The organism is Burkholderia sp. IMCC1007, from assembly GCF_027257875.1.
In the GTDB taxonomy this organism is placed as follows: domain Bacteria; phylum Pseudomonadota; class Gammaproteobacteria; order Burkholderiales; family Burkholderiaceae; genus Burkholderia.
Window position 1 is genome coordinate 17644 of record NZ_JAPVQY010000070.1, and the last position, 18868, is coordinate 36511.

An 18868-nucleotide genomic window follows, 5' to 3' on the forward strand; every position below is an offset into this window, starting at 1 on the left:
GTCAGCCGCAGCGCCTGAGCGACACGCGCAGTTCGTCGGCGAACTGCGCACGCTTGTACTGCGCGAGATGCTGCCCGATTACGACGGTCTGCCCGCGCGATACCAGTCGAATCGGATCGCGTGGCGTCGCACCCGGCTCGACCCGCACCCAGCGCGGGTTGAATTCGATCTGCGTGAGCCGTTCCGCATCCATCCGCTCGATCACGAGCCGGTGCGGAAACAGCTTGATGCGCTCGTAATCGACTGCGTGGCGAGCATAGATCGCGAATGCGACACCCACCACAAGCAACTCGATTCCGGTGAAGGGCATGACGAGCCAGGCCCCACGCCACATCAGCAATGCCGCGATCACCAGCGAGAAGCCCGCGAGCGACGCGTAAAACAGCACGAACTGGCGCGGCGACACCGAACAATTGCGTTTCATGAGCCAGTCTGCGATGACCGGTTCGTCGTTCGTCGTCTCCGCCAAAACCCTCGCTGCTTTCATCGCCGCCTCACGCGAATGGCATGCGATGCATGCCTGCATCGGACTCGCCGCCCCGTATTGCGGGGACCCCAGGACGACAAGCTGACGCATTATAGGCGGGTTCAATGGCATCCACAAGCAAGCGGCTATCGGCCCGCGAGCCAAGCGCCACAAGCTTCCCGGCCATTTTTGCCGCTATTTCGACCCCGCTTCGCGCCGCTAATTTCAGACATAACAAAACACCTCTTTACCGCTTTACCGATTCTTCGGACGCCCCTTGCCGATATCTTCGATACGCACGATCCCGTGCCCCTCGGCGGTCGTACGCGGCACGGCCTTCCACGCATGGCCGTAGACCACCTCGAACGTCAGCGCAATCGTGCCGTCCGCGCGCCGGCGCGCCTCCAGCGCGTCGCCGAGCGCCGCGCGAAAGCGCCGCGTCGCATGCTGCGGCGCCGTCCGCTCGAACGGATAGGCGCCCCAGCGGCGCACGTCGGCCAGCAGGGAATCGGGGGTCTTGTACGTAACGGTCAGCACTTCCTGGTCCATCACCGGAATCTCGAAGCCGCTCTCGACGAGCATGTCGCCGAGGTCGTGCATGTCGACGAAATCGATCACGCGCGGTGCGGGCGGCGCAATGCCGAGCGCCGCCTCGGCGTCCGCGCAGGCCGCGCGCAACTCGCGCAGCGTGTCGGGGCCGAACGTGCTGAACATCAGCAGGCCGTTCACGCGCAGCACGCGCTGCCATTCCGGGAACACCGTATCGGGACGCGAATGCCAGTGAAGCGCGAGATTCGACCAGATCAGGTCGAACGCGCCGGCCGCGAACGGCAGCATCGAGAAGTCGGCCTGCGCGACACGCGGGCCGCGCTGGCCCAGCGCCCGGCCGAGCGAGGCCGGCAGCCAGCGGCGCCAGCTCGTCTGCTCGACCTCGCGCTGGCCGGCCTGCACGAGCATCGCGCCGGACAGGTCGACGCCGAACACCGGGGCCTCGGGAAAACGCGCGCGCAGTGCCGGCAGGTCGTCGCCCGGCCCGCAGCCCGCATCGAGCACGGCGGCCGGGCTCACCTTGATGTACTCGAGGCGTTCGTTCATGCGCTGCGCGATCTCGCGCGGCAGGAACGCGACCGCGTCGAACGAGGCGGCACGGCGATCGAAGATCCGCCGCAAACGCCGGGCGTCATTGGCCGGACGGCCGGTTGAAGTCGAAGCTGGGGACATGTCGGGCACACTGGCGAAGAGCCCGAAGTATACTCGCTCGCCTCGCAGCCTTCATCGAGGCGGGCCATCTGGAGTGTTTCCGATGGATCGCAGTTCCGCTCCGCAGGCAGCGCGCGTCGTTTTGTCGCAGGTCGGTGTGTTGCTTGCACGCATCGTCGCGTACGCGCTGCCGAATCGATGCGCGCTGTGCGGCAATTTGTCACACAGCGTGATTTGCATCGCCTGCGACGCCGCGTACTGGAATGAAGCGCGCTTGCGATGCGACGTCTGCGCCGTGCCGCTCAGCGCCACGCGGTCGCGGCCGTGTTTGCGTTCACGCGCGGCGGACTACCGGTGCGATGCGTGCCGCACCGCGCCGCCGCCGTTCGACGCGACGCTCGCGCTCGCCGATTACCGCGCGCCGCTCGACGGGCTCGCGCGCGGCCTGAAGTTTCACGCGCGGCTCGCGCTCGGTGCGGAATTCGCGGCGCGGCTCGCGCAGCGGATCGACGATACCGACGCGATGCAGCGCACCGGCGGTTTCGACGTCATCGCGCCGGTGCCGCTGTCGCACGGGCGGCTCGTCGCGCGCGGCTACAACCAGGCGTGGGCGATCGCGCGCCCGCTTGCGCGCCGGCTCGGCGTGCGCGCCGACGCGGCGCTGCTCGCGCGCGTGGCCGAAACCGCGCCGCAGTCGCGGCTCGACCGGCGCGCGCGGCGGGACAACATGGTCGCGGCGTTTGCGGTGGCGGGCGACGTCACGCGTCGCCACGTGGCGCTCGTCGACGACGTGATGACGTCCGGCGCGACGCTCGCGGCCGCCGCGCACGCGTTGAAGGCAGCGGGCGCCGCACGCGTGACGAATCTGGTTGCGCTGCGCACCGCCAGAGATTAATTAGATAGAGAGGTCGGCCGCCCGAATGCGGCGCCGGCCGTCACGAACCGGCCGGCCGGGAAGGAGCGCACGTCGCTCCGTCCCGGCCGGCCCAGCCAGACCCAACCATGTTCAACGTCGTCCTCGTCGCTCCCGAAATTCCGCCGAACACCGGCAACGTGATCCGCCTGTGCGCCAACACCGGCGCGCGCCTGCATCTGATCGAGCCGCTCGGCTTTCCGCTCGACGACGCGAAGCTGCGCCGCGCGGGGCTCGACTATCACGAATATGCGGAAATGCGCGTGCACCGCGACTGGGACGCGTTCGTCGCGGCCGAAGCGCCCGATCGCGCGCGGATGTTCGCGTTCACGACCCGCGGCTCGGGCCGCTTCCACGATCACGCGTTCGTGCCGGGCGACTGGTTCGTGTTCGGTTCGGAGACGCGCGGGCTGCCCGCCGACGTGCTCGAGCGCTTTGCGAACGAACAGCGCGTGCGCCTGCCGATGCGGCCCGGCAACCGCAGCCTGAACCTGTCGAACACGGTCGCGGTGGTCGTGTTCGAAGCGTGGCGCCAGGCCGGCTTCGAAGGCGGCGCCTGACGCGGCAGCCGCGCACACGCCGCCGGCCTGCCTCGCTAGATGCGCGCGAGCCGCGCGCGATACAGGTCGTAGATGTCGGAAGAAAAGCACGCGAACACCACGCGTGCGAGACTCGGCGCGAGCGGCAGCGTTTCCACGACCGTGCCGACCGCGATGTCGACGGCCTCGTCGGCCGGATAGCGGTATATCCCGCAGCTGATCGCGGGAAACGCGATCGACGTCGCGGCGACGTCCTCGGCCAGTTCGAGCGCGCGCCGGTAGCACGACGCGAGCAGCTCGGGTTCGCCGCGCGCGCCGCCGTGCCATACCGGGCCGACCGCATGAATCACGTAGCGCGCCGGCAGCCCGTGACCGCGCGTGAGCTTCGCGTCGCCGGTGTCGCAGCCGCCGAGCGTGCGGCACTCGGCCAGCAGGCCGGGGCCGGCCGCGCGATGGATCGCGCCGTCGACACCGCCGCCGCCGAGCAGCGAACCGTTCGCGGCATTGACGATCGCGTCGACGTCGAGCGTCGTGATGTCGACGAGTTGCGCGTCGAGCGTGGTGGAACCGATCTGCAGCATGACACCCTCCCGAAACGCCGGAGACTGTTCAAGCGTAGTGCGCTTTGGCGCCGCGCGCATTGCGCGAGTGCACGCGGCCGCAAAAAGCGGCGCGATGCTCGTCAACCCAAGCTGGACGCCGCCCCCGTCCGGAACCCCGGCCCTGACGGCTGCGGCACCGATCCGCGGACCGGGATCCGTCGCGTCTATTCGGCGCGCGCGTCGCGCCGCAGCAGGCCGCTGACCGCGTCGCGCGGCGCCACGCCGTCGAACAGCACGCCGCACACGGCCTCGGTGATCGGCATTTCGATCGATTGCGCACGTGCGAGCGCGAGCACGGCCTGCGCGCAGCGCACGCCTTCGGCCACATGGCCGAGCGCGCCGAGGATGTCGTTCAGCGAGCGGCCGGCCGCGAGTTGCAGGCCGACCGTGCGATTGCGCGACAGGTCGCCCGTCGCGGTGAGGATCAGGTCGCCGAGGCCCGTGAGCCCGGTGAAGGTTTCCGCACGACCGCCGAGCGCGACGCCGAGGCGCGACATTTCGGCGAGGCCGCGCGTCACCAGCGCGGCGCGTGCATTCAGCCCGAGCCCGAGCCCGTCGGCGATGCCGGTCGCGATCGCGAGCACGTTCTTGACCGCGCCGCCGACCTCGACACCGACCACGTCGTCGCCCGTATAGATCCGCATCGCGCCGTGATGGAACGCGGCGAGCGTGCGCTCGCGGCATTCGGCCGACGCGCTCGCGACCGTCAGCGCGACCGGCAGCGCGAGGCCGACTTCACGGGCGAAGCTCGGCCCCGACAGCACGCCGTTGCTGTGCTGCCCGGGCAGCTCGGCCGCGATCACCTGATGCGGCAGCAGATGCGTATCGGCCTCGAAGCCCTTGCAGACCCACACGACGTGCGCGGGCACGCAGCCCGCGTCGCGCATCGCGCCGAACAGCGTGCGCAGCCCGGCCACGGGCGCGGCGATCACGCACAGCGCGTCGCCTGCGGCGCCGTGTGCGAGCGCGACGCCGAGATCGGCGTCGTAGCGCAGCGCATCGGGCAGCGCGATGCCGTCGAGATAGCGGGAGTTTTCGTGCCGGGCCTGCAGCCCGGCGATCAGCGCGGCGTCGCGCGCCCAGAGAAGCGTATCGTGCCGCGCGGCCAGATGGCCCGCGAGCGCGGTGCCCCAGGCACCGGCGCCGAGAACGGCTACTTTCATACCCAGCACCGGTCCGGAGTGAAACGTCAGTTCAGCGTCGTGCCATTCGGCGCGCCGTTCGGCGCGCCGGCTGCACCGGCCTGCTGCTGAAGCTGCGCGAGACGCTGCTCGTACAGCGCCTGGAAGTTGATTTCCGCGAGGTGGATCGGCGGGAAGCCGGCACGCGTGATCGCGTCGGCGATGTTCGAGCGCAGGTACGGGAACAGGATCGTCGGGCACGCGATGCCGACGAGCGGGTCGAGCTGTTCGTCGGGAATGTTGCGAATGTCGAAAATGCCGGCCTGCTTCGCTTCGATCAGGAACGCGACCTTGTCCTTCACCTTCGCGGTGACGGTACCCGACACGACGACTTCGAACACGCTTTCGGCAAGGCGCTCGGCCTTGACGTCGACTTCGACTTCAACCGACGGCATGTCCTGCTCGAGGAAGATCGCCGGCGAATTCGGCTGCTCGAGCGACATATCCTTCAGGTAGACGCGCTGGATGTTGAAGAACGGTTGGTTTTCGACGTCGGACATGGTGTTTCCCTAAAAGTGGTGACGGGGCGGCCCGGCTTCACGCCGGCCGCCTCGGTTGAATGCTGCGCGCTCAGCCGCAGCGCGGCCGGCGGCCATTCTGCCCTAATCAGGCCGCTTGCAGAAGCGGCAGCAGGCCGCCTTCGCGGTCGAGCTTCGACAGATCGTCGTAGCCGCCGACGTGCGTATCGCCGATGTAGATCTGCGGCACCGTGCGACGGCCCGTGCGCGACATCATTTCCTCACGGCGGGCCGGATCGCGGTCGATCAGCACCTTTTCGATCTGCTCGACGCCACGCAGCTTCAGCAGGCGCTCGGCCTGGATGCAATACGGACACACCTGCGTGCTGTACATCAAAACCTTGTTCACTTCGCCACTCCTTGTTTGACGACCGGCATCCCGGCCTGCTGCCAGGCGGCGACGCCGCCCTCGAGCACGTGCACCTCGGCATAGCCTGCCGCCTGGACCTCGCGCGCCGCCTTCTGCGACTGCTGGCCGTTCTGGCAGACGAGCAGCACGGGGGTGCTCTTGTTCTTCGCGACCTGCGCAATTTTCGCGCCGATCTCGCCGGCGGCGACCTGACGCGCCGACGGCAGGTGGCCGGCAGCGAAGTCGGACGCGGCACGCAGGTCGATCACGACCGCGTTGCGGCGATTGATGAGCTGCGTCGCCTCGGCAGCCGACAGGCCGCCGCGGCCGCGGCGCAGCACGGGCCATGCAAGCAGGCCGCCGGAAACCACCAGGATCGCGATGAGGGCCAGGTTCGTGTAATTGGTAAAGAACGTCACGGAATTCCGCCGGAAAAAGAGAAATCGGAAAAGGACAATCCCGCCATTATAAAATAACCGTCTTGCGCGATGGCGGGCCCCGAACCGGGGCCTGTGCGACGCGCCCCGCTTCCCTTCACTACCGACCGCAAGATCCATGTACAAACTCGTTCTCATCCGCCACGGCGAATCGACGTGGAACAAGGAAAACCGCTTCACCGGCTGGGTCGACGTCGACCTGACCGAACAGGGTCGCAACGAGGCCTACCAGGCCGGCGAATTGCTCAAGGAAGCCGGCTACACGTTCGACATCGCGTACACGTCGGTGCTCAAGCGCGCGATCCGCACGCTGTGGCACGTGCAGGACAAGATGGACCTGATGTACCTGCCGGTCGTCCACTCGTGGCGCCTGAACGAGCGCCACTACGGCGCGCTGTCGGGCCTGAACAAGGCGGAAACGGCCGCGAAGTTCGGCGACGACCAGGTGCTCGTCTGGCGCCGCAGCTACGACACGCCGCCGCCCGCGCTCGAGCCGACCGACGAGCGCGCGCCGTTCAACGACCCCCGCTACGCGAAGGTGCCGCGCGAGCAGTTGCCGCTCACCGAGTGCCTGAAGGACACGGTCGCGCGCGTGCTGCCGCTGTGGAACGAGTCGATCGCACCGGCCGTGCGCGCCGGCAAGCAGGTGCTGATCGCCGCGCACGGCAACTCGCTGCGCGCGCTGATCAAGTACCTCGACGGCATCTCCGACAGCGACATCGTCGGCCTGAACATCCCGAACGGCGTGCCGCTCGTGTATGAACTCGACGAGAACCTGAAGCCGATCACGCACTATTACCTCGGCGACCAGGACGCGATCGCGAAGGCGCAAGCCGCCGTCGCGAAGCAGGGCAAGGCGGGCTGACGCCCGTCGGGCGGGGCCGGGCCGCCTTCGGTGCGCCCCGCCCCGCCCGCCCTCGCGCGGCCTTTCCGCTGCGCGGCGCGAACCTTCGCGGCTGCGGTGCTGTCGAATCCGCTTCGCATCCGTCGCGCGTCCGGCGGCCCCGCCGGGGCTCGAGACCCGCGCACGGTAGCTTTTCGCACCGTTCCACAGAGCAATCGGACGAACAGTTATACTTGTCCGCTACATCCCCGCTACCGCCACGCGCTTCCCGACCGCACCAGACTCTCTATGCGAATGAAATTGAAGAACATCGGCCTGATTGCCGCGGGCCTCGCCACGGGCGTGTTCGCCACGCTGCAGATTTCGGCGTCGGCCGAGCAAACCGCCACGGCACCGCTTCCCCTCGACCAGCTCCGCCTGTTCGCTGAAGTGTTCGGCCAGATCAAGCGCGAGTACGTCGAGCCGGTCGACGACAAGAAGCTGCTGACGGCGGCGATCAAGGGCATGGTGTCGAGCCTCGACCCGCACTCGTCGTTCCTCGACAAGACCGACTATGACGAACTGCAGGAGCAGACCAAGGGTCGCTTCGCCGGTCTGGGCATCGAGATCTCGCAGGAAGACGGCCTCGTCAAGGTGATCTCGCCGATCGAGGACACCCCCGCGTTTCGCGCCGGCATCCGTCCGGGCGACCTGATCACGCGCATCAACGACAAGCCGGTGCGCGGCATGACGCTCGACAAGGCCGTCAAGCAGATGCGCGGCGAGCCGGGCACCAAGGTCACGCTGACGATCTTCCGCAAGAGCGACGACCGCACGTTCCCGGTCACGGTCACGCGCGCGATCATCAAGGTCCAGAGCGTGAAGATGAAGATTCTCGACCCGGGTTACGCCTACATCCGGATCACGAGCTTCCAGGAGCGCACGACGCCCGATCTCGCGGCGCGGCTGCAGGACATCGCACGCCAGCAGCCGAACCTGAAGGGCCTGATCGTCGACCTGCGCAACAACGGCGGCGGCCTGCTGCAGAGCGCGGTCGGCGTCGCCGGCGCGTTCCTGCCGCCCGACTCCGTCGTCGTGTCGACCAACGGCCAGATCCCGGATTCGAAGCAGGTCTACCGCGACACCTACGACAACTACCGCCTGCCGTCCTTCGACGGCGATCCGCTGAAGAACCTGCCGCCGGTCTTCAAGACCGTGCCGATGATCGTGCTGACGAACGCGTATTCGGCGTCCGCGTCGGAAATCGTCGCCGGTGCGCTGCAGGATGCGAAGCGCGCGCAGATCATGGGCAAGACGACGTTCGGCAAGGGTTCGGTGCAGACGGTCCGCCCGATGACGGCCGACACCGCATTGCGTCTGACGACCGCGTACTACTACACGCCGAGCGGCCGTTCGATCCAGAACAAGGGCATCACGCCCGACGTGCCGGTCGATCAGTACGCGGACGGCGATCCGGACGACGTGCTCGTGACGCGCGAGGTCGACTACACGAACCACCTCGCGAACACGCAGGATCCGAACGAGAAGAAGGAACAGGAAGAGCGCGAGCAGCGCCGGATGGATCAGTTGCGCGTCCTTGAAGAGCAGAACGACAAGAAGACGCCGGAGCAGCGCCAGAAGGATCGCGATCGCAAGCCGATCGAGTTCGGCAGCACCGACGACTTCATGATGCAGCAGGCGCTCAACAAGCTCGAGGGCAAGCCGGTGCAGGAATCGAAGTCGCTGCTCGCCGAGAGCACGACGAAGAGCCCTGCGGCCAAGGCTGCGACCGCCGCGAAGGCGTCGGGCACGAAGGCGTCGGGCACGAAGGCCGCCGCACCGAAGCCGGCGTCGGCACCGCAGTAAGCGCCGGCCGGCATCCGACGGGCCATCGCGGGAAGACCGCGATGGCCCGTTTTTCATGCGCGTCTAGAATAGCGAGCAGATCCGCCTCGCCCACGACTTCCCCATGAACGACGATCAACTCCTTCGCTACTCCCGTCACATCCTCGTCGACGAAATCGGCATCGAGGCGCAGCAGCGCTTCCTCGACGCGCATGCGATCGTCGTCGGCGCCGGCGGCCTCGGCTCGCCGGCCGCGATGTATCTCGCCGCGTCCGGCGTCGGCACGATCACGCTGGTCGACGCCGACACGGTCGACCTCACGAACCTGCAGCGGCAGATCCTGCACGTGACGGCCTCGGTCGGCCGCAGCAAGGTCGAATCGGGACGCGACGCGCTCGCGCAGCTGAATCCCGAGGTGACGGTGCACGCGGTCGCCGCGCGCGTCGACGATGCGTGGCTCGACGAGCACGTGCCGCGCGCGAGCGTCGTGCTCGACTGCACCGACAACTTCGCGACGCGCCACGCGATCAACCGCGCGTGCGTCGCGCACGGCGTGCCGCTCGTGTCGGGCGCCGCGCTGCGCTTCGACGGCCAGATCAGCACGTTCGATTTCCGCGATCCGGCCGCGCCGTGCTACGCGTGCGTGTTCCCGGAAGACCAGCCGTTCGAGGAAGTCGCATGCTCGACGATGGGCGTGTTCGCGCCGACCGTCGGGATCATCGGCGCGATGCAGGCCGCCGAAGCGCTGCGCGTGATCGGCGGGATCGGCACGACGCTCAACGGCCGGCTGATGATGCTCGATTCGCTGCGGATGGAGTGGACGACGATGAAGATCGCGCGCCAGGCCGACTGCCCGGTGTGCGCCGGTCGGCACTGACGCGCGTCGGATGCATGCGCCGGACGGCGCCTGCGTGACGTTTCGCGACTATTTCGCGACTATTTCGCGGCCAGGGTTTCGCGGCGCGGCCTGCGCCGCTGCCGCTCAGGCGGCCTCGTCCGCGCGCGGCTCGGCGACTGCCAGGCGCTTGAGCGCCGCCTGCACTTCTTCCGGCTCGAACGCGGCAAGCACGTCGGCCGTCGGCTTCTCGAGCGACTTCAGGTGCGCGCGCAGGATCTCCTGCTTCACCACCAGCAACTGGCTCGGGTGCATCGAGAATTCGGTGAGCCCCATCCCGAGCAGCAGGCGCGTGAGCGCCGGATCGCCCGCCATCTCCCCGCACACCGACACCGACACGCCCGCGCGCTTCGCTTCGCGCAGCGTATAGGCGATCAGATGCAGCACCGCCGGATGCAGCGGGTCGTACAGGTGCGCGACCGCGTTGTCCGCGCGGTCGATCGCGAGCGTGTACTGGATCAGGTCGTTCGTGCCGATCGACAGGAAGTCGAAGCGCTTCAGGAACAGCGGCAACGCGAGCGCGGCAGCCGGGATCTCGATCATCGCGCCGAGACGCACGTTCGGATCGTACGCGAGCCCCGCGTCGTCGAGCTGGCGCTTCGCCTCGCGGATCAGGTCGAGCGTCTGGTCGATCTCCTGCGCGTGCGCGAGCATCGGGATCAGGATCTTCACCTGCCCGAACGCGGACGCGCGCAGGATCGCGCGCAGCTGCGTGAGGAACATCTGCGGCTCGGACAGGCTCCAGCGGATCGCGCGCAGCCCGAGCGCCGGGTTCGGCGCCGTCTCGTAGCCTTCGTCGAGCGCCTCGAGCGGTTTATCGGCGCCGACGTCGATCGTGCGGATCGTCACCGGCATGCCCTTCATCCACTCGACCGCGCGCTTGTACGCGGCGAACTGCTCCTCCTCTTCCGGCATCTCCTTCTGATGCATGAACAGGAACTCCGAGCGGAACAGGCCGACACCGACCGCGCCGGCGTCGACGGCCGCCTTCGCGTCGTCGGGCAGCTCGATGTTCGCGTACAGGTCGATCTTGGTGCCGCACAACGTCTGCGTCGGCGAGAACTTCAGGCGCTGCAGCTTGCGCTGCTCGAGCAGTTTCTCGGACTGGCGGTACGAATATTCCTCGAGGACGATCGGCGCCGGATCGACGATCACGATGCCCTGGTCGCCGTCGACGATGATCAGGTCGCCCTGGCGGATCAGCGCACTCGCGTGCTGCACGCCGACCGCGGCCGGAATGCCGAGGCTGCGCGCAACGATCGCCGTGTGCGACGTGCGGCCGCCGAGATCGGTGACGAACGCCTGGAACGATTGCGACTTGAACTGCATCATGTCGGCCGGCGCGATGTCGTGCGCGACGACGATCATCTCGTTCGTGCCGTCCTTCGCCGCGCCATCGAGCGCCTGCGACGCGGACGGCGCGCCCGCGAGCGCCTTCAGCACGCGCTCGACCACCTGCTCGATGTCGGCCTTCCGCTCGCGCAGGTATTCATCCTCGATGTCGTCGAAGTGGCGCGTGAGCAGTTCCAGCTGCTCGGTCAGCGCCCATTCGACGTTGTAGCGCCGCGTGCGGATCAGGTCGATGGTTTCCTGCACGAGCATCGCGTCGCTCAGGATCATCGCGTGCACGTCGATGAACGCGCCCACTTCGGTCGGCGTGTCGTCGGTCAGGTCGGCGCGCAGCGCCTCGAGTTCGTAATGCACGGTTTCGCGCGCCGTGCTGAAACGCTCGACCTCGGCATCGATCTGGTTCGCTTCGATCAGATAATGGGCGACGTCGAGCGCCGCCGGCGCGATCAGGTACGCTCGCCCGATCGCGATACCACGTGAGACGGGAATGCCATGCAGCGTGAAGGACACGCGCACCTCCTCTGGACAAGTAAAGCCGCGGCACACTGCTGCGATGCGCTTATGACCCCGGTTAGGATTATAAATTCCGTCCCTTCATGCTGACTGCATGCAGCGCAGCATTACGCGTTACGTATCCATGCTTCAGGCGAAAAAAAAGCCGCGACAAACGCGGCATTCCGATTCGAAACGGCTGTGATCCCGCGCGGAATCATTGACCTTCGCCGAACTTGTCCGCGATCAGCTTCAGCAGTGCGTCCATCGCTTCGCGTTCGTCCGGCCCCTCGGTCTCGATCGTCACCGTACTGCCAATGCCCGCCGCCAGCATCATCACGCCCATGATGCTCTTCGCATTGATCTTGCGTCCGTTGCGCGTCATCCAGACTTCCGACTGGAAATTGCCGGCCAGTTGCGTAAGCTTGGCCGATGCGCGTGCATGGAGCCCCAATTTGTTGACGATGGTGGTTTCTTGTTGAAGCATGATTCTCGGTCGGGTCGGTCGAGGCCGCCGGCGACGGGCGTCGGCGGGTCAGTCTAAAACGGAAAACGGGGCAGTCAGTGCGATTCGGTGCGCGGTTGCGGCTCGGGCGGAATCGGCGCGCACTGGCCGCAGCCGGTTTCCGACGGCGGCGGCGGCGTGCCGGACGACACCTCGTGGACGCCCTTCGCGCCGCCGGACAGCGCCTTGTCGACGAGCGTGTCGAGCGGCACCGTGCGGTAGCAGACGGCCCGCACCAGCATCGGCAGGTTCACGCCCGCGAGCACGCGCACGTTCTCGAGCTTCGCCAGCTGGCCCGCTATGTTCGCGGGCGTCGCGCCGTACATGTCGGTCAGCACGACGACGCCGTTCTCTTCCCTCAGGCGCGCGAGCTCCGCGTGCGCGAACGCCATTACCTGGGCGGGGTCGCTGTCCGCCATCACGTCGATACAGCCGATGCGCGCGGGCACGCCGCCGTAAATGTGCGCGATACAGTCCCGCAGCGCGGTGGCGAGCGGGGCATGCGCGATGATCAGGATCCCGGCCATGTCAGATGGCTCCTAGCCGCGCCTGGCGGACCGATACCCCGCGGCGGGGCAATGAGCGTAGCGAGTGTGGGAAACGTTTCATGTTCAGCCTTGCAACGGTTTCGGCCCGACCGCCGGGCCTTCGGCGCTTGTCGCAGCACCGGGCAAGCGGGCATTGTAGCAGGCCGATCGAACCGCTCCGGCGACGGGGGACCTGCGCGGCCGCCGCCGGAGTTACGCGCAAAACGGGCTACGCGGCCGCCCGCTCCAGCGCGTCGATGAACATCGCGGCGACGTCGAAACCCGTCTGCTCCATGATTTCGCGGAAGCACGTCGGGCTCGTCACGTTCACCTCGGTCAGCCAGTCGCCGATCGCGTCCAGCCCCACCAGCAGCAGCCCGCGCGCGGCGAGCACGGGGCCGAGCGTCTCGGCGATCTCGCGATCACGCGGCGTGAGCGGCTGCGCGACGCCGAGGCCGCCGGCCGCGAGATTGCCGCGCACCTCGCTGCCTTGCGGAATCCGCGCGAGCGAATACGGCACCGGCTCGCCGCCGATCAGCAGGATGCGCTTGTCGCCGGCCTTGATCTCGGGAATGAACTTCTGCGCCATCACCGAGCGCGTGCCGTCGTGGCTCAGCATCTCGACGATCGAGCCGAGGTTCATGCCATCCGGCTTCACGCGGAACACGCCCATCCCGCCCATTCCGTCGAGCGGCTTCAGGATCACGTCGCCGTGCTCGGCGTGGAATGCGCGCAGACGCTTCGCGTCGCGCGTGACGAGCGTCGGCGCGACGAACTGCGGAAACTCGCCGATCGCGAGCTTCTCCGAGTGATCGCGGATCGACTGCGCCTTGTTGAACACGCGGGCGCCCGCGCGCTCGGCCAGCTCGAGCAGCCACGTCGACGTCACGTACTCCATGTCGAACGGCGGATCCTTGCGCATCAGCACCGCGCCGAACGATTCGACGCGGCGCGCATCGACCGGCCCCGCTTCGAACCACGTGTCGCGATGCAGGTCGTCCAGCTCGCCGACGAACGTGATACGCCGAACGTCGGCCTCGACGGCCGAGCCCGTCCACGCAAGGTGGGCCGGCTCGCACGCGTACACCGTATGCCCGCGCCGCGCGGCCTCGGCCATCATCGCGTAGGTCGAATCCTTGTAGATCTTGAAGCGCTCGAGCGGGTCGGCGATAAAGAGAATGTCCATGCGGGTCCTGTACGTAGCGAAGCCGTTACACCTGGATGGCTTCGGGATCGGTCTTTTCCAGTTCGATCGACGACGCGATCAGCGACAGCCGCGCGACGACGCCGTACATGTAGAAACGGTTCGGCGGCGCGGCGCCCGGCTTGGCGCCTGCATCCGGCAGCGCAGTGTGCTCGAAGCCGAGCGGCACGTAGTGCATGCCGGGCGCGTTCAGGTTCTGGTCGCGCTCGCGGCCGCCGTGCGTGCGGTAGAAGCCGCCGACCACGTAGCGGTCGATCATGTACACGACCGGCTCCGCGACTTCGTCACCGACCCGCTCGAACGTATAGACGCCTTCCTGCACGATCACGTCGCGCACCGCGAGGCCGGCCTTCGACTCGGCCATCTGCGCACGCTCGGCCTTCGTCATGCGGCCGATCTCGGCCGCGTCGTGCACGGTCATCACGCCGCGCCCGGCGGTGCCCGCGTCGGCCTTCACGACGACGTACGGCTTCTCGCTGATCCCGTATTCGCGATACTTGCGCGCGATCTTCTTCAGCACGCCGTCGATCGCGTCGGCGAGCGCCTGCTCGCCTTCATGCGCCTGCCAGTCGACGCCTTCGACGTGCGCGAAATACGGATTCACCATCCACGGATCGACGCCGACCATCTTCGCGAACTTCTTCGCGACGTCGTCGTAGCACGAGAAGTGCGTCGACTTGCGGCGCACGGCCCAGCCCGCGTGCAGCGGCGGCAGCAGGTACTGCTCGTGCAGGTTTTCCAGCACGGCCGGGATCCCGGCCGACAGGTCGTTGTTCAGCAGGATCGAGCACGGATCGAAATTCTTCAGGCCGAGGCGGCGCTGCGAACGCTCGAGCGGCTCGAGCACGATCTTCTGGCCGTCGGCCAGCGTGATCGGCGTCATGTCGGTGATGCTCGGGTCGAGCGAGCCGAAGCGTACGTTCAGGCCGGCCTGGCGCATGATCGTCGCGAGCCGCGCGACGTTTTCCAGGTAGAACGCGTTGCGGGTCGGCAGCTCGGGAATCACGAGCAGATTCTTCGCGTCCGGGCAGATCTTCTCGATCGCGGCCATCGCGGCCTGGACGGCGAGCGGCAGCACTTCGGACGGCAGATTATTGAACGCGCCGGGGAACAGGTTCGCGTCGACGGGCGCCAGCTTGAAGCCGGCGTTGCGCAGGTCCACCGAACAATAGAACGGCGGGGTATGTTCCTGCCATTCGAGCCTGAACCAGCGTTCGATCGCAGGCGTCGCGTCGAGGATCTTCTGCTCGAGTTCGAGCAGCGGACCGTTCAACGCGGTAACGAGGTGGGGAACCATGAATCACTCGCGAGCGGGAGAATGAAGATTGTAGAGCAATTGCCCTGCCCATTTGGGGATTGTTCCCGGCTTCACAAGGATTTGGAGGAAGTTTTCGGCTATTGACCCGATAGTGCGCAGGGTTATCGGCTACGGCAGTGGGTGGCAGGAGAAAAAAAGCCCGCCGGGTGGGCGGGCCGAAGTCGCTGCGCTCATTCGGAGCGGGCGCCGTCGTCGCGGCGGCCCGCCGTTCATTCGTGTGACTTATTCCACGTGCTCGCCGTGCAGCACCACGTCGAGCCCTTCGCGCTCTTCCTCTTCGGTCACGCGCAAACCGATCGTCAGATCAATCAGCTTCAGCAGCACGAAGCTCAGCACGCCGCTGTACACGAGCGTGATCAGCACGCCCTTGGCCTGCAGCAGCAGGCTGCCGTCGGCGCCGCCGATATCCTTGACCGCGAACACGCCCGTCAGCAACGCGCCGAGAATCCCGCCGATGCCGTGCACGCCGAACGCGTCGAGCGAATCGTCGTAGCCGAGCTTCGACTTGAGCCACGTCGCCGACCAGAAGCACACGACGCCGGCGGCGATGCCGATCACGAGCGCGCCCGTCACACCGACGAAACCGGCGGCCGGCGTGATCGCCACCAGCCCCGCGACCGCACCCGACACGATGCCGAGCAGCGACGGCTTGCCCTTCGCGATCCATTCGGCAAACATCCAGCCGAGCGCCGCGCAGGCCGTGGCCACTTGCGTCGTCAGCATCGCGAAGCCGGCACGGCCGTCGGCCGCCACGGCCGAGCCCGCGTTGAAGCCGAACCAGCCAACCCACAGCATCGAGCCGCCGATCATCGTCAGCACCAGGTTGTGCGGCGCCATCGATTCACGACCGAAGCCAACGCGCTTGCCGAGCATCAGGCACGACACGAGGCCCGCGATACCGGCGTTGATGTGCACGACCGTGCCGCCCGCGAAGTCCAGCACGCCGTCGGCCGACAGCCAGCCGGTCGGCTCCCACACCATGTGCGCGATCGGCACATAGACGACCAGCGACCAGAGCGCCATGAACACGAGCATCGCCGAGAACTTCATCCGGTCGGCGAACGCGCCGCAGATCAGTGCCGGCGTGATGATCGCGAACGTCATCTGGTAGACGAAGTAGACCGATTCCGGAATCGTCGTCGCGAGGTGGCTGACGGTCAGCGTGGTCGCCTTGTCGCCCTTGATGTAGTTCATGCCGTGCAGGAACACGCGCGAGAAGCCGCCGATGAAGCCGTTGCCCGGCGTGAACGCGAGGCTGTAGCCGACCACCGTCCACAGCACCGTGATCAGCGCGGTGATCGCGAAGCTCTGCATCACGGTCGCGAGCACGTTCTTCTTGCGGACCATGCCCGCATAGAACAGCGCGAGGCCGGGGACCGTCATGAACAGCACGAGCGCGGTGGACGTGAGCATCCACGCGGTGTCGCCCGCGCTGATCTTCGACGAATCGACCGAGAACGGCGCGGTCGGCGCAGCCGGGGCGGCCGGGGCGGAGGCGGCGGCGGCAGCCGATGCGTCGGCGGCGCCCGAAGCCGGTGCGGCTGCAGCGGCGGTGGCAGATGCGTCGGTGGCGGCCGGCGCGGAAGCAGCCGGCGCTGCGGCAGCCGATGCGTCGGCCGGTGCCGAAGCGGCGGGCGCGGATGCAACCGCGGCGGACGCCGCGTCGTCCGCGAGCGCGGAGCCGACGCCGGTCGCGATCAGCGAGCCGGCCATCAGCAGGGACATCAGAAGTTTGCGCATCTTGGGTTTCCTCTTATCGCTCGTCTTGTATTACAGCGCGTCCGCGCCTGTCTCCCCGGTCCGGATCCGGATCACCTGCTCGATCGGCGTGACGAAGATCTTCCCGTCGCCGATCTTGCCGGTGCGCGCGGCCCGCTCGATCGCTTCCACAGCCTGATCGACGAGATCGTCGGACACGGCCGCCTCGATCTTCATCTTCGGCAGGAAATCGACCACGTATTCCGCGCCGCGATACAGCTCGGTGTGCCCCTTCTGGCGCCCGAACCCCTTCACCTCCGTCACGGTGATGCCCGAGACGCCGAGCGCGGAGAGCGCTTCGCGCGTCTCATCGAGCTTGAACGGCTTGATGATTGCGGTAATCAGTTTCATGGAGTCCTCTCGCTGGAGTGTCCCGTCGTATTGGTTGGAATGGTGTAACCGTGCTCTTCTCAGCAACTCGCATGCCATGTTGGCAAGAACGCCGTCTCGAATGGCCCGCGAGCAGGGTCGTATCGCACGCTGTAAGGCGCGCGAGCCCGGCCGAATGGCCAATGTGGGCCCGGTTTGCTGGCGCGGCGAAAGGATCGTTGCTAGAGTGCTCGCACGTCCCGGATCACCGGGCCATTCACCCATGCGGGCGCCATGCCCGGAATTCGCGCCACCGGCGCACCATTTCCGGTCATGCGTGCATCATGGGCACGTACGCAACTGAAGATGCACATTTTTTGTGCAAGGAAGGGGAATCATATGAAGCAACCCAGCGACGTTTTCAACGACCTGCAGTCGCGCGTCAGCGATCTGCTGAAAAACTCGCCGGCCAAGGACGTCGAGCGCAACGTGAAGGCCATGCTGTCGCAAGGCTTCTCGAAACTCGATCTCGTCACGCGCGAGGAGTTCGACACGCAGGCCCAGGTGCTCGCCCGCACCCGCGTGCGTCTCGAGGAACTCGAGAAGCGCGTCGCGGAACTCGAGCAGAAGCTCGCGGCGCCGCAGGCCTGACGCCCCGCCCGACCGACTGGTCCGGGCGCGGGCCGCCTCGTGCGGCTCGCGCCCGCCATTCCGAAGTCGCTGCGCCGTTTCGTCGTACCCCGCTCTTCGCTGTTCTTCGCTCTTCGCTGTTCTGCGTTTCAGCAGACCCTCGTTCTTTCCCCGCGCCACGCCGGCAAGCGCGCACCGATTCCTCCGATTCCCGCGGCATGCGGCCTCGTACGGCCGTTGCCGTCCGATGCCTATACAGGAGCCTCGCCATGTCGCTTGCCGTGGTGCGCAGTCGCGCGCCGGCGGCCGGCCGCGCGCCGGACGTCACCGTCGAAGTCCACCTCGCCAACGGGTTGCCGTCGTTCTCGATCGTCGGCCTGCCGGACCTCGAAGTCCGCGAAAGCCGCGAGCGCGTGCGCGCCGCGCTGCAGAACTGCGGATTCGAATTTCCCGTCAGGCGCATCACCGTCAATCTCGCGCCGGCCGACCTGCCGAAGGAGTCGGGCCGCTTCGACCTGCCGATCGCGCTCGGCATCCTTGCCGCGAACGGCCAGATCCCGGCCGACGCGCTGGCCGGCCGCGAATTCGCCGGCGAACTGTCGCTGACCGGCGCGCTGCGGCCGATGCGCGGCGCGTTCGCGATGGCTTGCGGCGCCGCGCGCGACTGGCGTGCGGGTGACGCGCGAGCAGGCTTCGGCTCGGGTCTCGGTTCCCGTCCCGATTCCGCGCGTGGGTCCGGCCTCCATTCCAGCCGGGATCACGTCGCGATCTCCGGCGCGACCGCGCTGTCGCGCACGCCCGAGCTGTACCTGCCGCTCGACAGTGCCGCCGAGGCCGCGCTCGTGCCGGGCGTGACCGTTTTTGGTGCACCCGACCTGCCGGCGCTGTGCGCGCATCTCGCCGGTGCGCCGGACGCGCGGCTCGCGCCCGTCGCGGCGCCGTGCCTCGCCGGCGTGCCGACGCCGGCCGCGCCCGATCTCGCCGAGGTCGTCGGCCAGCGCGGTGCC

21 protein-coding genes are annotated in these 18868 nt (G+C 67.7%); 7 read left to right on the forward strand and 14 right to left on the reverse strand.

The window, feature by feature from the left end; genetic code table 11:
• Position 1 precedes the first annotated feature (1 nt).
• Positions 2-526: a DUF2244 domain-containing protein gene (locus tag O1Q03_RS35275; RefSeq protein ID WP_269509694.1), complete on the reverse strand. Its 525-nt coding sequence runs from the start codon at positions 524-526 to the stop codon at positions 2-4.
• A gap of 195 nt (positions 527-721) precedes the next feature.
• Positions 722-1687 carry a methyltransferase domain-containing protein gene (locus tag O1Q03_RS35280; RefSeq protein WP_269509654.1) on the reverse strand — a complete coding sequence of 322 codons (966 nt, stop codon included), beginning with the start codon at positions 1685-1687 and terminating at the stop codon, positions 722-724.
• Between the two features lie 82 nt (positions 1688-1769).
• Between O1Q03_RS35280 and O1Q03_RS35285 the strand changes: the two genes are divergently transcribed.
• Entirely contained in the window at positions 1770-2561 is a 792-nt protein-coding gene (locus O1Q03_RS35285; protein ID WP_269509657.1) for a ComF family protein, read from the forward strand.
• Positions 2562-2668: 107 nt separating this feature from the next.
• Complete coding sequence (trmL, locus tag O1Q03_RS35290; RefSeq protein WP_269509660.1) at positions 2669-3139, forward strand: tRNA (uridine(34)/cytosine(34)/5-carboxymethylaminomethyluridine(34)-2'-O)-methyltransferase TrmL; 471 nt, start codon at positions 2669-2671, stop codon at positions 3137-3139.
• Positions 3140-3174: 35 nt separating this feature from the next.
• Here trmL and O1Q03_RS35295 read toward each other — a convergent pair whose 3' ends face one another.
• From O1Q03_RS35295 to O1Q03_RS35315, 5 genes are all read right to left on the reverse strand, one after another.
• Entirely contained in the window at positions 3175-3699 is a 525-nt protein-coding gene (locus O1Q03_RS35295; protein WP_269509664.1) for an O-acetyl-ADP-ribose deacetylase, read from the reverse strand.
• A 185-nt stretch (positions 3700-3884) separates the two neighbouring features.
• Positions 3885-4883 carry an NAD(P)H-dependent glycerol-3-phosphate dehydrogenase gene (locus O1Q03_RS35300; RefSeq protein ID WP_269509666.1) on the reverse strand — a complete coding sequence of 333 codons (999 nt, stop codon included), beginning with the start codon at positions 4881-4883 and terminating at the stop codon, positions 3885-3887.
• A 26-nt stretch (positions 4884-4909) separates the two neighbouring features.
• On the reverse strand, positions 4910-5401 hold the full coding sequence (gene secB, locus O1Q03_RS35305; protein ID WP_006752068.1) for a protein-export chaperone SecB: 492 nt from the start codon (positions 5399-5401) through the stop codon (positions 4910-4912).
• A gap of 106 nt (positions 5402-5507) precedes the next feature.
• On the reverse strand, positions 5508-5768 hold the full coding sequence (gene grxC / locus O1Q03_RS35310) for a glutaredoxin 3 (RefSeq protein ID WP_269509669.1): 261 nt from the start codon (positions 5766-5768) through the stop codon (positions 5508-5510).
• Positions 5765-6187: a rhodanese-like domain-containing protein gene (locus O1Q03_RS35315; RefSeq protein WP_269509697.1), complete on the reverse strand. Its 423-nt coding sequence runs from the start codon at positions 6185-6187 to the stop codon at positions 5765-5767. Before O1Q03_RS35315 ends, grxC begins: the two co-directional genes overlap by 4 nt.
• Before the next feature lie 136 nt (positions 6188-6323).
• Here O1Q03_RS35315 and gpmA point away from each other — a divergent pair, with 136 nt between their 5' ends.
• The 3 genes from gpmA to O1Q03_RS35330 all read left to right on the forward strand — a co-directional run bounded on the left by gpmA (position 6324) and on the right by O1Q03_RS35330 (position 9750).
• A complete protein-coding gene (gpmA, locus tag O1Q03_RS35320) occupies positions 6324-7070 on the forward strand; it encodes a 2,3-diphosphoglycerate-dependent phosphoglycerate mutase (protein WP_121861025.1) in 747 nt (248 codons plus the stop codon).
• 267 nt (positions 7071-7337) lie between these two features.
• The gene (locus O1Q03_RS35325) at positions 7338-8894 is read left to right on the forward strand and encodes a S41 family peptidase (RefSeq protein ID WP_269509672.1); all 1557 of its coding nucleotides are present in this window, start codon (positions 7338-7340) and stop codon (positions 8892-8894) included.
• Between the two features lie 103 nt (positions 8895-8997).
• Entirely contained in the window at positions 8998-9750 is a 753-nt protein-coding gene (locus O1Q03_RS35330) for a HesA/MoeB/ThiF family protein (RefSeq protein ID WP_269509675.1), read from the forward strand.
• A 105-nt stretch (positions 9751-9855) separates the two neighbouring features.
• On the opposite strand, the gene ptsP is transcribed toward O1Q03_RS35330, so the two are convergent.
• The 7 genes from ptsP to O1Q03_RS35365 all read right to left on the reverse strand — a co-directional run bounded on the left by ptsP (position 9856) and on the right by O1Q03_RS35365 (position 17273).
• Positions 9856-11628 carry a phosphoenolpyruvate--protein phosphotransferase gene (gene ptsP, locus O1Q03_RS35335; protein ID WP_269509678.1) on the reverse strand — a complete coding sequence of 591 codons (1773 nt, stop codon included), beginning with the start codon at positions 11626-11628 and terminating at the stop codon, positions 9856-9858.
• 199 nt (positions 11629-11827) lie between these two features.
• Entirely contained in the window at positions 11828-12097 is a 270-nt protein-coding gene (locus tag O1Q03_RS35340) for an HPr family phosphocarrier protein (protein WP_006477716.1), read from the reverse strand.
• A gap of 74 nt (positions 12098-12171) precedes the next feature.
• Positions 12172-12642 (reverse strand): PTS sugar transporter subunit IIA, encoded by a 471-nt coding sequence (locus O1Q03_RS35345; RefSeq protein ID WP_269509681.1) that lies wholly within the window; start codon positions 12640-12642, stop codon positions 12172-12174.
• Positions 12643-12871: 229 nt separating this feature from the next.
• Complete coding sequence (gshB, locus tag O1Q03_RS35350; RefSeq protein ID WP_269509685.1) at positions 12872-13828, reverse strand: glutathione synthase; 957 nt, start codon at positions 13826-13828, stop codon at positions 12872-12874.
• A 25-nt stretch (positions 13829-13853) separates the two neighbouring features.
• Positions 13854-15143, reverse strand: coding sequence for a glutamate--cysteine ligase (gshA, locus tag O1Q03_RS35355; protein WP_006477713.1), 1290 nt, complete (start codon positions 15141-15143; stop codon positions 13854-13856).
• A gap of 243 nt (positions 15144-15386) precedes the next feature.
• Complete coding sequence (locus O1Q03_RS35360) at positions 15387-16904, reverse strand: ammonium transporter (protein ID WP_269509688.1); 1518 nt, start codon at positions 16902-16904, stop codon at positions 15387-15389.
• A gap of 30 nt (positions 16905-16934) precedes the next feature.
• Complete coding sequence (locus O1Q03_RS35365) at positions 16935-17273, reverse strand: P-II family nitrogen regulator (protein WP_006398175.1); 339 nt, start codon at positions 17271-17273, stop codon at positions 16935-16937.
• Between the two features lie 357 nt (positions 17274-17630).
• Here O1Q03_RS35365 and O1Q03_RS35370 point away from each other — a divergent pair, with 357 nt between their 5' ends.
• Both O1Q03_RS35370 and O1Q03_RS35375 read left to right on the forward strand, forming a co-directional pair.
• Positions 17631-17882: an accessory factor UbiK family protein gene (locus O1Q03_RS35370; RefSeq protein ID WP_006489451.1), complete on the forward strand. Its 252-nt coding sequence runs from the start codon at positions 17631-17633 to the stop codon at positions 17880-17882.
• Positions 17883-18130: 248 nt separating this feature from the next.
• Positions 18131-18868, forward strand: a 738-nt coding sequence (locus O1Q03_RS35375) for a magnesium chelatase domain-containing protein (protein WP_332112572.1), incomplete at its 3' end; no start/stop codon positions are given.

Excerpts from the sequence above, each read along its gene's own strand:
- gshB (WP_269509685.1), bottom strand. The coding sequence starts at position 13,828 with ATGGACATTCTCTTTATCGCCGACCCGCTCGAGCGCTTCAAGATCTAC.
- O1Q03_RS35360 (WP_269509688.1), bottom strand. The coding sequence starts at position 16,904 with ATGCGCAAACTTCTGATGTCCCTGCTGATGGCCGGCTCGCTGATCGCG.
- O1Q03_RS35370 (WP_006489451.1), top strand. The coding sequence starts at position 17,631 with ATGAAGCAACCCAGCGACGTTTTCAACGACCTGCAGTCGCGCGTCAGC.
- O1Q03_RS35325 (WP_269509672.1), top strand. The coding sequence starts at position 7,338 with ATGCGAATGAAATTGAAGAACATCGGCCTGATTGCCGCGGGCCTCGCC.
- secB (WP_006752068.1), bottom strand. The coding sequence starts at position 5,401 with ATGTCCGACGTCGAAAACCAACCGTTCTTCAACATCCAGCGCGTCTAC.
- O1Q03_RS35285 (WP_269509657.1), top strand. The coding sequence starts at position 1,770 with ATGGATCGCAGTTCCGCTCCGCAGGCAGCGCGCGTCGTTTTGTCGCAG.
- O1Q03_RS35330 (WP_269509675.1), top strand. The coding sequence starts at position 8,998 with ATGAACGACGATCAACTCCTTCGCTACTCCCGTCACATCCTCGTCGAC.
- O1Q03_RS35340 (WP_006477716.1), bottom strand. The coding sequence starts at position 12,097 with ATGCTTCAACAAGAAACCACCATCGTCAACAAATTGGGGCTCCATGCA.
- O1Q03_RS35280 (WP_269509654.1), bottom strand. The coding sequence starts at position 1,687 with ATGTCCCCAGCTTCGACTTCAACCGGCCGTCCGGCCAATGACGCCCGG.
- gpmA (WP_121861025.1), top strand. The coding sequence starts at position 6,324 with ATGTACAAACTCGTTCTCATCCGCCACGGCGAATCGACGTGGAACAAG.
- O1Q03_RS35345 (WP_269509681.1), bottom strand. The coding sequence starts at position 12,642 with ATGGCCGGGATCCTGATCATCGCGCATGCCCCGCTCGCCACCGCGCTG.
- O1Q03_RS35365 (WP_006398175.1), bottom strand. The coding sequence starts at position 17,273 with ATGAAACTGATTACCGCAATCATCAAGCCGTTCAAGCTCGATGAGACG.
- O1Q03_RS35300 (WP_269509666.1), bottom strand. The coding sequence starts at position 4,883 with ATGAAAGTAGCCGTTCTCGGCGCCGGTGCCTGGGGCACCGCGCTCGCG.
- O1Q03_RS35295 (WP_269509664.1), bottom strand. The coding sequence starts at position 3,699 with ATGCTGCAGATCGGTTCCACCACGCTCGACGCGCAACTCGTCGACATC.
- gshA (WP_006477713.1), bottom strand. The coding sequence starts at position 15,143 with ATGGTTCCCCACCTCGTTACCGCGTTGAACGGTCCGCTGCTCGAACTC.
- trmL (WP_269509660.1), top strand. The coding sequence starts at position 2,669 with ATGTTCAACGTCGTCCTCGTCGCTCCCGAAATTCCGCCGAACACCGGC.
- O1Q03_RS35275 (WP_269509694.1), bottom strand. The coding sequence starts at position 526 with ATGCAGGCATGCATCGCATGCCATTCGCGTGAGGCGGCGATGAAAGCA.